17 protein-coding genes are annotated in these 15,132 nt (G+C 67.3%); 11 read left to right on the top strand and 6 right to left on the bottom strand.

Annotated elements, in window-relative coordinates:
- Positions 1-3 precede the first annotated feature (3 nt).
- From IU514_RS13115 to IU514_RS13105, 3 genes are all read left to right on the top strand, one after another.
- Positions 4-885, top strand: a complete 882-nt coding sequence (locus IU514_RS13115; RefSeq protein ID WP_194931583.1) for a tryptophan 2,3-dioxygenase — start codon at positions 4-6, stop codon at positions 883-885.
- A 4-nt stretch (positions 886-889) separates the two neighbouring features.
- Positions 890-1,306 carry an NUDIX domain-containing protein gene (locus IU514_RS13110; protein WP_194931582.1) on the top strand — a complete coding sequence of 139 codons (417 nt, stop codon included), beginning with the start codon at positions 890-892 and terminating at the stop codon, positions 1,304-1,306.
- A 164-nt stretch (positions 1,307-1,470) separates the two neighbouring features.
- Positions 1,471-2,982 (top strand): peptide MFS transporter, encoded by a 1,512-nt coding sequence (locus tag IU514_RS13105; RefSeq protein ID WP_194931581.1) that lies wholly within the window; start codon positions 1,471-1,473, stop codon positions 2,980-2,982.
- A gap of 89 nt (positions 2,983-3,071) precedes the next feature.
- Here IU514_RS13105 and IU514_RS13100 read toward each other — a convergent pair whose 3' ends face one another.
- Positions 3,072-3,563 (bottom strand): MarR family winged helix-turn-helix transcriptional regulator, encoded by a 492-nt coding sequence (locus IU514_RS13100; RefSeq protein ID WP_194931580.1) that lies wholly within the window; start codon positions 3,561-3,563, stop codon positions 3,072-3,074.
- Positions 3,564-3,663: 100 nt separating this feature from the next.
- Here IU514_RS13100 and hppD point away from each other — a divergent pair, with 100 nt between their 5' ends.
- Together hppD and hmgA are read left to right on the top strand one after the other, a co-directional pair.
- A complete protein-coding gene (hppD, locus tag IU514_RS13095; RefSeq protein ID WP_194931579.1) occupies positions 3,664-4,755 on the top strand; it encodes a 4-hydroxyphenylpyruvate dioxygenase in 1,092 nt (363 codons plus the stop codon).
- Between the two features lie 57 nt (positions 4,756-4,812).
- A complete protein-coding gene (gene hmgA, locus IU514_RS13090) occupies positions 4,813-6,150 on the top strand; it encodes a homogentisate 1,2-dioxygenase (protein WP_194931578.1) in 1,338 nt (445 codons plus the stop codon).
- Positions 6,151-6,247: 97 nt separating this feature from the next.
- Here hmgA and IU514_RS13085 read toward each other — a convergent pair whose 3' ends face one another.
- Complete coding sequence (locus tag IU514_RS13085) at positions 6,248-6,901, bottom strand: hypothetical protein (RefSeq protein ID WP_194931577.1); 654 nt, start codon at positions 6,899-6,901, stop codon at positions 6,248-6,250.
- A gap of 148 nt (positions 6,902-7,049) precedes the next feature.
- Between IU514_RS13085 and IU514_RS13080 the strand changes: the two genes are divergently transcribed.
- From IU514_RS13080 to IU514_RS13070, 3 genes are read left to right on the top strand one after another with little or no spacing between them, the layout of a single operon-like run.
- Positions 7,050-8,006 (top strand): sodium:calcium antiporter, encoded by a 957-nt coding sequence (locus IU514_RS13080; protein WP_194931576.1) that lies wholly within the window; start codon positions 7,050-7,052, stop codon positions 8,004-8,006.
- 37 nt (positions 8,007-8,043) lie between these two features.
- Positions 8,044-9,282 carry a Na+/H+ antiporter NhaA gene (nhaA, locus tag IU514_RS13075; RefSeq protein WP_194931575.1) on the top strand — a complete coding sequence of 413 codons (1,239 nt, stop codon included), beginning with the start codon at positions 8,044-8,046 and terminating at the stop codon, positions 9,280-9,282.
- Positions 9,279-10,160: an NAD-dependent epimerase/dehydratase family protein gene (locus tag IU514_RS13070; protein ID WP_194931574.1), complete on the top strand. Its 882-nt coding sequence runs from the start codon at positions 9,279-9,281 to the stop codon at positions 10,158-10,160. Before nhaA ends, IU514_RS13070 begins: the two co-directional genes overlap by 4 nt.
- On the opposite strand, the gene IU514_RS13065 is transcribed toward IU514_RS13070, so the two are convergent.
- From IU514_RS13065 to IU514_RS13050, 4 genes are all read right to left on the bottom strand, one after another.
- Positions 10,157-11,044: a DMT family transporter gene (locus tag IU514_RS13065; protein WP_194931573.1), complete on the bottom strand. Its 888-nt coding sequence runs from the start codon at positions 11,042-11,044 to the stop codon at positions 10,157-10,159. The two genes, IU514_RS13070 and IU514_RS13065, sit on opposite strands and share 4 nt — an antisense overlap.
- A 43-nt stretch (positions 11,045-11,087) precedes the next feature.
- Complete coding sequence (locus IU514_RS13060; protein WP_194931572.1) at positions 11,088-11,582, bottom strand: Mpo1 family 2-hydroxy fatty acid dioxygenase; 495 nt, start codon at positions 11,580-11,582, stop codon at positions 11,088-11,090.
- 234 nt (positions 11,583-11,816) lie between these two features.
- Positions 11,817-12,152: a DMT family transporter gene (locus IU514_RS13055; RefSeq protein WP_194931571.1), complete on the bottom strand. Its 336-nt coding sequence runs from the start codon at positions 12,150-12,152 to the stop codon at positions 11,817-11,819.
- Between the two features lie 118 nt (positions 12,153-12,270).
- Positions 12,271-13,191, bottom strand: a complete 921-nt coding sequence (locus IU514_RS13050; RefSeq protein WP_194931570.1) for a phosphoribosylaminoimidazolesuccinocarboxamide synthase — start codon at positions 13,189-13,191, stop codon at positions 12,271-12,273.
- Positions 13,192-13,378: 187 nt separating this feature from the next.
- Between IU514_RS13050 and IU514_RS13045 the strand changes: the two genes are divergently transcribed.
- Genes IU514_RS13045 through rraA form a run of 3 tightly spaced genes read left to right on the top strand, consistent with a single transcriptional unit; the run spans position 13,379 to position 14,861 of the window.
- Positions 13,379-13,711 (top strand): J domain-containing protein, encoded by a 333-nt coding sequence (locus tag IU514_RS13045; RefSeq protein ID WP_194931569.1) that lies wholly within the window; start codon positions 13,379-13,381, stop codon positions 13,709-13,711.
- Between the two features lie 5 nt (positions 13,712-13,716).
- The gene (gene rpe / locus IU514_RS13040) at positions 13,717-14,391 is read left to right on the top strand and encodes a ribulose-phosphate 3-epimerase (RefSeq protein WP_194931568.1); all 675 of its coding nucleotides are present in this window, start codon (positions 13,717-13,719) and stop codon (positions 14,389-14,391) included.
- Positions 14,388-14,861: a ribonuclease E activity regulator RraA gene (rraA, locus tag IU514_RS13035; RefSeq protein ID WP_194931567.1), complete on the top strand. Its 474-nt coding sequence runs from the start codon at positions 14,388-14,390 to the stop codon at positions 14,859-14,861. The genes rpe and rraA overlap by 4 nt, the downstream gene beginning before the upstream one ends.
- The last annotated feature ends 271 nt before the right edge of the window (positions 14,862-15,132 follow it).

Below are 15,132 nucleotides of genomic sequence, written 5' to 3'. Positions count from 1 at the left end.
CCGATGACCGTCGAGAAGAACGAGCGCGAGCTCGAAACCGGTATCCATACCGACCTGTCCGGCCGGATGAGCTACTCCGGTTACCTGCAGCTGGACACGCTGCTGTCCGCACAGCAGCGCCTGTCGAACCCTCCGCACCACGACGAGCTGCTCTTCATCGTCCAGCACCAGGTCGCGGAACTGTGGATGAAGCTGATGATCCACGAGCTCAAGGCGGCGGTCGCGCACCTGCGCGAGGACCGCCTCGACGAGAGCCAGAAGATCTTCGCGCGCTGCAAGAACATCCTGCGCCAGCTCACCGAGATGTGGTCGGTGCTGGAGACGCTGACGCCGTCGGAGTACATGGAGTTCCGCGCCATCCTCGGACCTTCGTCGGGTTTCCAGTCGCTGCAGTACCGCACGATCGAGTTCCTGCTCGGCAACAAGAACGCGGCGATGCTGAAGGTGTTCTCGCACGATGCGAAGGCCGAGGCGAACCTGCGCGAAGTGCTGGAGGCGCCAAGCCTGTACGACGAAGTGCTGCGCTACCTCGCGCGCCACGGCCATGCGGTGCCGGCGCAGCACCTGGACCGCGACTGGTCGCACGCGCATGTGTCCGATCCGGCGCTGCTGCCGGTGTTCGAGCGAATCTACGAAGACACCAAGTCGAACTGGGAGGCCTACCACCTGCTGGAGGACCTGGTCGACCTGGAGAGCCAGTTCCAGCTTTGGCGGTTCCGCCACATGCGCACGGTGATGCGCATCATCGGCTTCAAGCGCGGCACCGGCGGTTCCAGCGGCGTGGGCTTCCTCAAGCAGGCGCTGGAGCTGACCTTCTTCCCGGAACTGTTCGAAGTGCGCACCAGCATCGGCGCCGGCGGCAGCTACGGCGGATCGCCCGCATAAGGCCATGGCCGCGCGCCAGCACGATTGCGTCGGCGCATTCCTGGTACAGGCCGGCGCCGTGTTGCTGGGCCGGCGCCGCGACGACTGCGACTGGCTGGCCGGTGCCTGGGATGTGTTCGGCGGTCATGTCGAGGCCGGCGAGAGCGGGCCGCAGGCGTTGGCGCGGGAACTCGACGAGGAGCTCGGCATCGAGGCGGTGCGCATCGAGTACCTGGACTGCATCGAAGGCGACGCCCCCGAGCCGTGGAAGCTGCGTCTCTATCTGGTGACGCAGTGGCGGGGCGAGCCGCGCAATCGCCAGGAACACGCCGAACTGCGCTGGTGCACGCTCGATGAGGCGCAGCAGCGCCTCGCGGGGGCGCATGCGCGATTCGCCCCTTTGCTGAAGACGGCCTTCGAGCGTGCGGCCCGCGGTTCCTGAACAGGAGAGCGCGCCGATTCGGCCTCATTTGCTGCGGTGCAGCAGGCGCCCGCCGTCTTCACATAAGTTTGACGTGGTCGTCATTCGCCGGTAAATCTCCCCGGTCCCGTGCCACCGGCGTGGGCTTCATCCATTCAGTATTCGAACCACACGGGGAACACCGCATGAGCGGAACCGCGACACCTACGCCCGGCCAGCCCGCGGCGATTCCGGAATTCAAACAGCTCATGGGGCATCCGCAGCCGCTGTGGATGCTCTTCATGACGGAGTTCTGGGAGCGCTTCGCGTTCTACGGAATCCGCTGGGCGCTGGTGCTCTACATCGTGGCGCAGTTCCATGCCGGCAGCGCGACCGGTGAAGCGTCCGCCAACCAGACCTACGGCGCCTACCTGGCCCTGGTCTACGCGGCTGCGATCTTCGGCGGTTACGTCGCCGACCGGATCATCGGCTATCAGCGCTCGATCCTGCTGGGCGCCGTCATCATGGCGGCCGGCTTGTTCATGATCGCGATGCCGAGCGAGCAGATCTTCAAGCTCGGTCTGGCGACGATCATCGCGGGCAACGGCCTGTTCAAGCCGAATATCTCGACGATGGTCGGCAAGCTCTACTCGGTCGGCGACGGGCGTCGCGACTCGGGCTTCACGCTGTTCTACATGGGCATCAACCTCGGCGCGATGATCGCGCCGTTGCTGACCGGCTGGCTGGCCGAGCGCATGTTCGGCGGAAGCTCCGGCATGCCGGCCTACAAGGTGGTGTTCATCACCTCCGGCATCGGCATGCTGGTCAGCCTGGTGTGGTTCTGGTTCGGTCGCCGCCAGCTGCAGGGCATCGGCCGGCCGCCGGAAGGCGATGGCGGCAAGCACAAGGTGCTCTACACCGCGATCGGCGCGCTGGTCGCGATCCCGCTGATCTACTTCCTGCTCGCGCTGGGCGCGAGCGTGCTGCAGTGGGTCCTGACGGCGATGTTCATCGCCCTGGGCATCCTGCTGCTGGTGGAAGGCGTCCGCGAAGGTCCGATGCAGCGCGACAAGGTGATCGCGATGCTGATCATCTTCGCCTTCAACGTGCTGTTCTGGTGCTTCTTCGAGCAGGCCGGCAGCTCCTTCACGTTCCTCGCTGACAAGATCGTCAACCGCGACTTCGGCGGCTGGACGTTCCCGGTGGCCTGGTTCCAGTCGGTGAACTCGGTCGCGATCATTACCCTCGCGCCGATCATCGCGTGGCTGTGGGTGAAGATGGGCAAGGCCAATCCGTCGATCCCGCGCAAGTTCGGCCTGGGCCTGATCTTCAACGGCCTGGCGTTCGCACTGCTGATGTTGGCGCTGTCGAGCCTGGTCGATCCGCAGACGCTGAAGATCCCGTTCTGGACCCTGTTCGCGGTGTATTGGATCCAGTCCATCGGCGAGCTGTGCCTGTCGCCGATCGGCCTGTCGATGGTGACCAAGCTGGCGCCGCTGCGCCTGGTCGGCTTCGGCATGGGCGGCTGGTTCCTGTCCACCGGCATCGGCAACAACCTGTCGGGCATCTTCGCCAGCCACGTCAGTGGCGAGTCGGGCATGAACGTGCAGTCCGCGCTGTCGGGCTACACCTTCGGCTTCTGGGCTTTGGTGATCCCGGGCGTGCTGCTGTTCCTGATCGCGCCGCTGATCCAGCGCCTGATGCACGGCGTGAAGTGATGCCATCCGCGGTCCGCGTTCGCGCGGCCGCATGCAAAAAAGAACGGCGGCCTCCGGGCCGCCGTTTTTCTTTGGATCACCGGTCCGGATCAGTCAGGACGGATCGGTTCGCCCGTCTCGGCTTCGACCTTCAGTTCCAGCTCGTCCAGGCGGTCGAGCAGGCGGAACAGCAGGGCGCGTTCGTTCTCGTCGATGCCATCCAGCAGGCGCCGCTCCAGCGCAAGCGCCAGCGGCGCCACTTCGTCGTAGATGCGATAGCCGCCTTCGGACAGGCGCAGCACCGAGCGGCGACGGTCGTCGCCGTGGATCTCGCGCTGCAGGCGGCCGGCGTCGAGCAGGCGCGCCACCGCGCGGCTGACGGCCACCTTGTCCATGGCCGTGCGCAGCGAGACTTCGTTCGCCGACAGGTCCGGATACCGGCCCAACACCGCCATGACCCGCCATTCGGTGATGCTCAGGGCGAACCGCTCGGTGTAGATGCGCGCGATCATGCCGCTGACCCGGTTGCTCAGCACCGAGAGCCGGTAGGGCAGGAAATGCTCCAGGTCGAGTTCGGCATGGCCTGGGCGGAGCTGATTCATCACTAAGACCCTTGATTATGGTTTCAATTGAAACTATAACGACCTCTTCCGATCCAAGGCCGTCCCCAGCGGACGCTGCCGCCACCTGAGAAACAATGCCATGAATGCGCAGCCCAACCTCGGCATGCAGGTCACCACGTTCGAGAACCCGCTCGGGATCGACGGCTTCGAGTTCGTCGAGTTCGCCGCACCGGCGGGCCAGGGCGAGCTCCTGCACGACTACTTCCGCAAGATGGGCTTCACCGCCGTCCTGCGCCACAAGACCCGTCCGATCACGGTGTATCGCCAGGGCGGCGTGAACTTCCTGGTCAACGAGGACCCGGACAGCTTCGCTGCCGATTTTGCCGCCAAGCACGGCCCGAGCGCGTGTGGCTTCGCGATCCGCTTCAAGAAGCCGGCCAACGTCGTGTTCGACGCCGTCGTCAACAACGGCGGCGAGGCGATCACCGACAAGGCAGATACGCGCGCGGTCGATGCGCCGGTGGTCAAGGGCATCGGCGACTGCATGCTGTACCTGGTCGACCGCTATGGCGATGTGGGTTCGATGTACGACGACTACCTGCCGGTCCAGGGCGCCGACCAGGCTGCGGTGGGTTTCGGTCTGACCTTCATCGACCACCTCACGCACAACCTCTACTTCGGCAACATGCAGAAGTGGTCGGACTATTACGAGCGTCTCTTCAACTTCCGCGAGATCCGCTACTTCGACATCAAGGGCGCCAAGACCGGCCTGGTGTCCAAGGCGATGACCGCGCCGGACGGCATCGTCCGCATTCCGCTGAACGAGTCGAGCGATCCGAAGTCGCAGATCAACGAATACCTCGACGCCTACAAGGGCGAGGGCATCCAGCACATCGCCTGCTTCACCGACAACATCTACGAGACCGTCGAGGCGATGCGCGCGCAGGGTGTGCAGTTCCTGGATACCCCGGACACCTACTTCGATGTGATCGACCAGCGCGTGCCGGATCACGGCGAGGACGTGCCGCGCCTGGCGAAGAACAGGATCCTGATCGACGCCGATCCGGAAACGCACAAGCGCAAGCTGCTGCAGATCTTCACCCAGAACGCGATCGGTCCGATCTTCTTCGAGATCATCCAGCGCAAGGGCAATGAAGGGTTCGGCGAGGGCAATTTCCAGGCCCTGTTCGAGAGCATCGAGCGCGACCAGATGCGCCGCGGCGTGCTGTAAGAATCCATTGGGCCCCTCTCCCTGCGGGAGGGGCGGGCGAGGGAGAGCAACGATTCCATGAGCATCCGCAGCAACGGCTACCAATCCGGCTTCGGCAACGAGTTCGCCAGCGAGGCCGTGCCCGGCACGTTGCCGGTCGGGCGCAACTCGCCGCAGCGGGTCGCCCACGGCCTGTACGCCGAGCAGTTGTCGGGCACGGCGTTCACCGCGCCGCGCCACGCCAACCGCCGCAGCTGGCTGTACCGCATCCGCCCGGCGGCGATGCACGGGACGTTCGCGCCCTACGCACAGGCACCGGCTTCAAAACAGCCACCCGCTTCAAAACAGTATTTCCACAACGACTTCGGCGATGGCCCGGTCACGCCGGACCAGCTGCGCTGGAGCCCGCTGCCGATGCCGTCGGCGCCGGTCGATTTCATCGATGGCCTCTTCACGATGGCTGGCAACGGATCACCGGCCGGCCAGCATGGCATCGGCATCCACCTCTATGCCGCCAACCGCGACATGCAGGGCCGCTACTTCTACGACGCCGACGGCGAACTGCTGATCGTGCCGCAGCAGGGACGCCTGCACATCGCCACCGAGATGGGCGTGCTCGAGGTCGAGCCGCAGCAGATCGCGGTGATCCCGCGTGGCGTCCGCTTCTCCGTGTCGTTGCCCGACGGCGAGGCGCGCGGCTACGTCTGCGAGAACTTCGGCGCGATGCTGCAGTTGCCCGACCTCGGTCCGATCGGCAGCAACGGCCTGGCCAATCCGCGCGACTTCCTGACGCCGAACGCGGCCTACGAGGATGTCGAAGGCGACTTCGAGCTGGTCGCCAAGTTCCAGGGCCACCTGTGGCGCGCCGACATCGGCCATTCGCCGCTCGACGTCGTCGGCTGGCACGGCAACTATGCGCCGTACCAGTACGACCTGCGCCGCTTCAACACGATCGGTTCGATCAGCTACGACCATCCCGATCCGAGCATCTTCCTGGTGCTGCATTCGCCCAGCGACACGCCGGGCACCAGCAACTTGGACTTCGTGATCTTCCCGCCGCGCTGGCTGGTGGCGCAGGACACGTTCCGGCCGCCGTGGTTCCATCGCAACATCGCCAGCGAGTTCATGGGCCTGATCGAGGGCGTGTACGACGCCAAGGCCGAAGGCTTCGCGCCGGGCGGTGCGTCGCTGCACAATTCAATGACCGGCCACGGTCCGGATGCGGCCACGTTCGAGAAAGCCAGTGCAGCCGATCTGAGCCAGGCCGACGTGATCAAGGACACGATGGCCTTCATGTTCGAAGCGCGTGCCGTCATACGGCCGACGCAACAGGCCATCGACGCTGCGCATCGCCAGCGCGATTACCAGGCCTGCTGGGCCGGCCTTAAGAAGCACTACGCCGTGCCGCAGGGCTGATCGCCACGCTTCATTCCGCAGTACCGAACGGGCCCTCGCGGCCCGTTCGTCTTTTGTATCCGTGCGTTCACCGTGCTCGTGACGCGACGCACCGGCGTCAGTGGGCGGAGCCGGCGAGTCGTGGCAGGTATTCGTCCGGCAGCACTTCGCCCAGTCGCTCGCTGACGCGTTGCGAGTAGCTGGCGGACGTCGTGGCCTGGATGTGCTGCAGGGACGCCCACAACGCGTCGACCAGCGCGTCGCCGCCCTGGGCGCTGCGGATCGCTGCCGCGTGTGTGCCGGCTTCGTCGTGGCGGAGCAGTTGCAGCATGTCGAGCATGTACATCCGCGCGGCCACCAGCGAGCGGCGGGGCGAGGGCGGCGAAGCCGCAGCGGGTGACGACGCGACATGGGCCGGCGTGGCGGCGGGCGCCGGTACGTCAGTCGGCGCTTGGGCCGCGGAGCGCACCGACTGGGCCAGCTCCTGCACCTTCTCCATCGAGGCCATCGAGCGGCGCAGCAGCGTCGATACCGCATGCCCCGCCGCCGGCAGGGCACCCGGACGTTCCGCCGAGTTCGCGGCGGCCGTCAGGTAGCCCGCGTGCAACAGGCGCTCGACCGGCGCGGCGACCCCGTCGCCCAGCAGGGAGGCCAGATCGTCGATGCTGCGCCGGCCGTCGCTGACGATCAGGATGCGACGGTCCTGGGCACTCAGATCCGGATCCCGTCGCTGCAGGGCATCCCGTGCCTTGTCGGTTTTGGCGAGGTGCATGGGCCGATGTTTCCCCTGGGAGGAGGGCACGATGCCGCAGCGGGATGAAAGCGTGATGACATGCACGTAACGCCCGGATGGTCAGGCTGCGGCGGCTGCCGCTTAGAATCGGCCCATAGAATCGGCGCACTGTCAGGGAGGGATCGCGATGCTCGAAGCCGTCGGCTTGTTTGTCTTCGGACTGGTGCTGCTTGCGCTGGGCGGCGACTCCATCGTCAAGGGCGCGTCCGGCCTTGCGCTGCGGATGGGTGCCTCGCCGTTCGTCGCCGGCCTGCTGCTGGTCGCTTTCGGCACCTCGCTGCCGGAGCTGGCGGTCAACCTGCAGGCGATCTTCCGAGGCCAAGGTGCATTGGCGCTGGGCAACGCGGTCGGCAGCAACGTCGTCAATTTCGGCCTGACGCTGGGCGCGGCCGCGGTGGCGGCTCCGCTGCTGGTGCGGTGGCGCGCGCTGTCGCCACTTCTGCTGGTGCTGCTGGCCGGCACGCTGGCGCTGGTCCTGCTGGGGCTGGACGGGACGCTGTCGCGCCTGGAGGGCATGGCCCTGCTGGTGGCGTTCGTCGCCGTCGTCGCCTACGCGATGGCACGCAGCCGCCACGAAGCACCGGAACTGCAGGAAGCGATCGCCGCGTTCTCGCAGACCCGCACCGACCTCACGCTCAACGTGCTGCGCTTCGTGATCGCCGCGGTGCTGCTGTACTACGGGTCCAAGCTCGTGGTGCGCGGCGCGCTGCCCATCGGCGAGGCGCTCGGCATGACGCCGCTGGTCACCGGCCTGCTTCCGGTCGCGATCGGCACGGCGTTGCCCGAGGTCGCGGCGGCAGTGGCGGCGGCGCGGCGTGGCCAGGGCGATCTGGTGGTCGGCCACGTGATCGGGTCGAGCCTGTTCAACCTGCTGGTCATCGTCGGTGGCATGGCCGTGATCGACGGCGCACTGCCGGTGCCGGCCTCGTTCGTGCACTACGAGTTGCCGGCGGCGGGCGTGTTCGCACTGATGACCATTCCGATGCTGCGCGGCGACCTGCGCGTCACCAGGAAGGAGGGCACGGTGATGCTGGTCGCGCTGCTGCTGTGGATCGTCTTCGAGCTGCTGATGCTGCGCAGGTAATGCCGGGGCCGCCGGTGGCCCCCGATATACTGGCTCGATGAACGAAGCGAACCGGACATCCACGACGTCGCCCGTGCCATCGCGGCGCGCGCTGCATGCGCTGAGCGAGTTCTTCCGGCTCGAAGCCGCGGGCGGCATCGTGCTGATCGTCGCCGCTGCGCTGGCGATGATCGCGGCCAACTCACCGCTAGCGCCGGCCTACGAGGCGTTCCGCGAACTGCCGGTGCAGGTGCGCTTCGGCGATCTCGATATCGCCAAGCCGTTGCTGCTGTGGATCAACGACGGCCTGATGGCGGTGTTCTTCCTGCTGGTCGCGCTGGAGATCAAACGCGAGACCCTGAGTGGCCAGCTTGCCAGCCGCGACCAGCTGATGCTGCCGATGGTCTGTGCCTGCGCCGGCGTCGTCGTGCCGGCGCTGTTGTTCGCCGCGCTCAACCGCGGTGACGCCGACGCCATGCGCGGCTGGGCGGTGCCGACTGCCACCGACATCGCGTTCGCACTGGGTGTGCTGGCGCTGTTGGGGTCCCGCGTGCCGGCCGGCATGAAGCTGCTGCTGTCGACGATCGCGGTCGTCGACGATCTGATCGCGATCCTGATCATCGCCATCTTCTATTCGCACGGCCTGTCGGTGACGGCACTGGCCTGGGCCGGCGCGGCGATCGCCGGCATGCTGCTGCTCAATCGCAGCGGCGTGAAAAAGCTGGGGCCTTACCTCGTGCTCGGCGTGGTGCTATGGGTGTGCGTGCTGAAGTCGGGGGTGCATGCGACGCTGGCCGGCGTGGTCACGGGATTGATGATTCCGCACGTCGACCGCGGCAACGCGATTCCCGACGAGCACGAGCATTCGCCGCTGGAGTCGCTCGAGCACGCGCTGCATCCGTGGGTCGCCTACGCGATCCTGCCGCTGTTCGCGTTCGCCAACGCCGGGCTCGCGCTCGCGGGGTTGAGCCTGGGAGACATGCTCGAGCCTCTGCCGATGGGCGTGGTGCTCGGCCTGGTGCTCGGCAAGCCGATCGGCATCCTCGGCGCGGCCTTCCTGATGCGTGCGCTGGGCTGGGTGCGCTTCCCGCAGGGCATGGACGTGCGCGCCATGCTCGGCCTGGGCCTGATGTGCGGCATCGGCTTTACGATGAGCCTGTTCATCGCCTCGCTGGCCTACCAGGTGCCCGCGCATTACGAGGAGGCGGTGCTGGGTGTGCTGGCCGCGTCGTTGCTGTCGGCCGTCGCCGGTTACCTGTGGCTGCGCGCGACGCTGCCGGCCAGGGCGACTGCATGAAGCATGCACTGGTTTTCGGCGGCAGCGGGCAGATCGGTTATCCGCTGCTCGGGTTGTTGCGCGGCCATGGCTGGCGTGTCACCGCCGTGTCGCGTCGTGCGCAGTCCGACCTGCCGGGCCTGCACTGGTTGCATGGCGACCTGGGCCATGCGCAAGGCTTGCCCGCGCGCGTCGACGCGATCTTCAGCTGCGGGCCGCTGGATGCGTTCGCGCAGTGGTACGAGCAATCGGACATCGAAGCGCGTCGCGTCATCGCCTTCGGTTCCACCAGCGTCGATACCAAACGCGGCTCGGCCGATGCCGGCGAGCGTGACGTCGCCAGGCGCCTGCGCGAGGGCGAGGAAGGAGTGTTCGGTACAGGCGCTGCGCGCGGTGCTGCCGCGACGATCCTGCGCCCCACGCTGGTCTACGGCGCCGGACGCGATGCGACGCTGACGCGCATCGCGCAGCTCGCACGGCAATGGGGGCGCTTTCCCTTGCCGCGCAATGCGGCCGGGCTGCGCCAGCCGGTACACGTGGACGATCTCGCCGGGGCCGCGTTCGCCTGTGTCGACCGCGCTGCCGCTCACGGCCAGGTGTACGCGTTGCCGGGTGGCGAGAGGCTCCCGTATCGCGACATGGTCGCGCGCGTGTTGTCGACGCTGACGCCTCCGCCGCAACTGGTCGAACTGCCGTCGCCGCTGTTCAACCTGGCTCTGTTCAGTGCGCAGCTTGCCGGTCGCGGCACCGGCCTGGGCGAAGCCGCGGTGCGGCGCATGCGCAGCGACCTGGTGTTCGACACCACGCCGGCGCAGCGCGACTTCGGCTATGCGCCACGCATGTTCCGGCCGACCGCCGACATGTTCGAGCCGCGCGAAACGCTGGACGCGTCGGCCTAGATTTCCTCTGCAGGCGGCGTCGCGCGCGACTTGCTCAGTGCGCGCAGCGCGATCACCAGCACGCCGCCCAGCACCATCGCACCGCCCAGCAGCAGGCGCGGACCGGGGCGGTCACCCCAGAAGGCGACGCCCAGGGCGATCGCGAGCACCGGTACAAGCAGCAGCCACGGCGTCACCTGCGCCACCGGGTGGCGTTGCATCAGCACGTAGTAGAGCCCGTGGCCGAGCAGCGACGACACGAACGCGGCATAGATCGCGCCACCCCAGGCGATCGCGCTGACCAAAGGCAGCTGCGCGATCGCGCCGGGCTCCATGACCGTACTGATCGCGAGCAGCGGCAGGATGCTGAACAACGCCGTCCAGCCCTGCTGGCTGAAGGCGTCGAGGCCGCGCAGGCCTTTCATCAGCACCGTGGCGATGGCGAGAAACGCGGCCGAGATCAGCATCAGCACCAGCGCCAGCGGCCGGTCGAGCACCAGCGGGTCGAAGCCGAGCACCAGCACGCCTGCGAAGCTCAGGCCGATGGCCACGCCGGTGCGCCAGCCGAAACGTTCGCCCAATACCCACCAGGCGAGCAGCGCGGTCATCGGCACGTAGCTCTGCATCACGATCGCCGGCGAGGACAGGTCGCCGGCCAGCTTCAACGCCGTGAAGCTCAATCCGAAATGCAGCACGCCGATGCACAGGCAAACCGTCACCAGGCGCGGCCATTGCCCGGGCGCCGGGCGCTTCACGACGAACGCCAGCGGCAATGCCAGCAGGATGAAACGCAAGGCGGTGAACAGGAACGGCGGGATCTCGCGCATCGCGAGCGCGGAGGTCAGGAAGTTGCCTGCCCACGCGACGACGATGAGCAGGACGAGCAACAGGTCGCGGGTGGGCATGGTGCTGGGTTTTTCAGGCAGGCCTCGCCCGCCCGCGTTGGGATCAGTACGACCAGCCGAACTTGCGGTACAGCTTGGCCAGCACCCAGACGGGGCCGATCAGCAGGTAGGTGAGGTCGGTGAAGAAGCTCGGCCGCTTGCCTTCGAACATCTTGCTGTGGCCGACGAACTGGCCGATCCACGCCACGACGAACACGGCGATGCCGGACCACAGTGTCACGCTGGTGCCGTAGTGGTCGTGCAGCCAGCGCACCGAGAATCCCATCAGCACGAACAGGACGACCATGCCCAGTCCGAGCGCGCGCGAGGCGCGGTAGTAGAACAGCGCCGATGCCAGCATCGCCAGGCCGGCCCAGAAGCCCGGCCGGAACATCGTGCCCGGCGCCGGGATGCACCACAGCAGCGCGATCACGCTCCACAGGATCGCTGGCACGCAGATCACATGGATCAGCTGGTTGGTGGCATTGCGGTGGTCGCCGGAGTAGTGGGCGAACCAGCGGTCGATCGGACGCTGCGGCGAATCGGCGACGGTATTCATGGCGGGCTCCGGTAAGCGGAATGCTGGCTTGCGCCTACTTTATCGCTGTTCGAGCTGGCTGGTAGCGCTGTTGCGAACCAACCTTCGCGTCTGGTCCCGTTCGTCCTGAGCGTAGCGCCGCAGGCGCGGAGTCGAAGGGCGTGACTGGAGTTCCACCCGCTCATCCTTCGACTCCGGCGCTGCGCGCCTACGCTCAGGACGAACGGGGGCCGGGGGCGTCCCGGCGTGATGCGCTCAATGCGCCGAGGTCTTCGAGAACAGCTGGATCACCAGCACGCCGGCGACGATCAGGCCGATGCCGACCATCGCCGCCGCATCCAGCGGCTGCTTCAGGAACCACCAGCCGATCAGCGCGATCAGCACGATGCCCACGCCCGACCAGATCGCGTAGGCCACGCCGACCGGGACGGACTTGAGCACCAGCGACAGGAAGTAGAACGCCACGCCGTAGCCGATCGCGACGACCAGCGACGGCCCGGTCCTGGTGAAACCTTCCGAGGCCTTCAGCGCGCTGGTGGCGATCACCTCAGCGGCGATCGCGATGGCGAGGTAGAGGTAGCCGGGTTTCATGAAGGCTCCTTCCGTGAGGGGAGCACATCATGGCGCAGGCGGGTGGGTGGCATGCACCTGCGGAGTTGTGCGCAATATGCACGCGACGCGGTCCTTGCCGCGCCGCGCGAAAGAACGGTCAGTCGACCGAAATCCCCGCCAGCTTCTGCAGCGCCTCGGCGTACTTGGCGCGGGTGCGCGCGATCACGTCGGCGGGCAGCTTCGGGCCGGGTGGGGTCTTGTCCCAGTCCAGCGTCTCCAGGTAGTCGCGCACGAACTGCTTGTCGTAGCTCGGCGGGCTGGTGCCGGCTTCGTACTGGTCGGCCGGCCAGTAACGCGAGGAGTCCGGCGTCAGCATCTCGTCCATCACGTACAGGCGGCCGTCGGCGTCCAGGCCGAACTCGAACTTGGTGTCGGCCAGGATGATGCCGCGCTCGGCCGCGTAGTCGCGGGCGAACTTGTACAGGCGCAGCGTGGCGTCGCGCACCTGCTCGGCGAGGTCGGCGCCGACAGTGCGCACGGCGGTGTCGAAGTCGATGTTCTCGTCGTGGTCGCCGACGGCGGCCTTGGTCGAGGGCGTGAAGATCGGTTCCGGCAGCTGCTCGGCCTGGCGCAGGCCGTCGGGCAGGGCGATGCCGCTGACCCGGCCGGTGCGCTGGTAATCCTTCCAGCCGCTGCCGATGACGTAGCCGCGGGCGATGCATTCGATCGGCACCGGCTTCAGGCGCTTGGTCACGACCGCGCGCTTGGCGTACAGGGCGGTGTCGACGCCATCCGGCAATACCGAGGCGACATCGATGCCGGTGAGGTGGTTGCGTACGATGTGTTCGGTCTTGCCGAACCAGAAATTGCTGATCTGGCACAGCATCTCGCCCTTGCCCGGGATGGGGTCGGGCAGGACCACGTCGAACGCGGAGAGGCGATCGGTGGCCACCATCAGCAGGCAGTCGCCGGCACCCGCGGGCAGGCGGTCGGCGGGCAGGTCGAAGACGTCGCGGACCTTGCCGCGATGGCGCAGGGACAGGCCGGGCAGGTCGGACTGAAGCAGTGTCGTGGACAACGCAGAACCCTCGAGGTGTGCACGGAAACTCCCCGTCTGGCGCGCCTGCATTGGCGCGCTCGCCGCCGTGGCGCGCCTGGCTGGCGCGTCTCCGCGACAGGGCCGGCCAGTGTACGCCGGCCGGACGCGACGTGCAGGTAAACTGTCGCCTGAACCGTGAACGTGGCCGCTGGGAAGTGGGAGGACGATGAAACGCTGGTACGGCAAGCTGCTCGGATTCTTCGCGGGTGCGGCGCTGATGCGGGGTAACCCGCTGTTCGGCGCCCTGGTCGGGCTGCTGATCGGCCATGCTTTCGACATCGACTGGTTCAAGCTGCGGCGCGACAACCCGTACGCGACGCTGGGCCTGACCTCCGACGCCACCGATGCCGAGGTCGACCAGGCCTACCGCCGGCTGATCTCGCAGTACCACCCCGACAAGATGGCCGGCGCGGCCGCCGAGCTGCGCCAGCGTGCCGAGGCCAAGGCGCGCGAGATCAACCAGGCCTACGACCGCATCAAAGCCCTGCGCAACAAGTGAGCCCCATGCAATCGACCGTCATCGCCCCGTCCATCCTCTCAGCCAACTTCGCCCGTCTCGGCGAGGAGGTCGACAACGTCCTCAAGGCCGGTGCCGACTGGGTGCACTTCGACGTCATGGACAACCACTACGTGCCCAACCTGACCATCGGTCCGATGGTCTGCGAGGCGCTGCGCAAGCACGGCGTCACCGCGCCGATCGACGTGCACCTGATGGTCGAGCCGGTCGACCGCATCGTTCCCGACTTCGCCAAGGCCGGCGCCAGCCTGATCAGCTTCCATCCCGAGGCCAGCGCCCATGTGCACCGCACCGTGCAGCTGATCAAGTCGCATGGCTGCCAGGCCGGTCTCGTGCTCAACCCCGCCACGCCGATCGAGGTGCTGGACTGGGTGCTGGAAGACCTCGACATGGTGCTGCTGATGTCGGTCAACCCCGGCTTCGGCGGGCAGAGTTTCATCCCGTCGACGCTGGAGAAGCTGCGCCGCGTGCGCCAGATGATCGACCGCAGCGGCAAGCCGATCCGGCTGGAGATCGACGGCGGCGTCAAGGCCGACAACATCGCCGAGATCGCCGCCGCGGGCGCCGACACCTTCGTCGCCGGTTCGGCGATCTTCAACGCCTCCGACTACGCCGAAGTCATCGGCAGCATGAAGGCGGCCGTGAGCGCGGTGCGGGGATGAGGACCTGCGACCTGTGCGATCTGCATGATGCACAGGTCCGTGTGCTCGACCTGCCGCTGGTCGACTTCGGCGGGCGCCTGGCGTTCAACGGCATGGTCAGCACGATCCGCGCGTTCGAGGACAACTCGCTGGTGCGCGAAGCGGTGGCCGAACCCGGCCAGGGCCGCGTGCTGGTGATCGACGGCGGCGGCTCGATGCGGCGCGCGATGCTCGGCGACATGCTCGCCGCGCAGGCCGTGGAGAACGGCTGGTGCGGCGTGGTGGTGTTCGGCGCGATCCGCGACTGCGGCGCGATCGGCGCGCTCGACTTCGGCGTCAAGGCGCTGGGCACATGCCCGCGCAAGACCGACAAGCTCGGCCTGGGCGAGCGCGACGTCGATGTCGAGTTCGGGGGCGTGCGCATCCGCCCCGGAGACTGGCTGTGCGCCGACGAGGATGGCGTGGTGTTGGCGGATACCGATCTGCGCTAACGGCGCCACCGGCTGGAGGCTGCGGCCGGAAAGCGAAGCGGCAAGCCATCGCTGGCTTGCCGCGGAATATTGGAGGCAATCCCGCCTCCGCCAATCGTCCCTGCAATGGCCTTCCATGATCCGGACCGATCATGACGCCCGTGTGACGCCTGGCTTCGCCCGCTGCGCGGCAGCCGCTAAAGTAGGCCCATGACACGCCCCGCACATCCGCGCTTCCTTGCTGCTGGCACGAACCGGCGATGGCGACCCTCGGCCGCCATCGTCCGTTCCC

It is taken from the genome of Lysobacter niastensis (assembly GCF_015453285.1).
In the GTDB taxonomy this organism is placed as follows: Bacteria; Pseudomonadota; Gammaproteobacteria; order Xanthomonadales; family Xanthomonadaceae; genus Lysobacter_J; species Lysobacter_J niastensis.
This window is presented reverse-complemented; position numbering and strand designations above follow the sequence as displayed.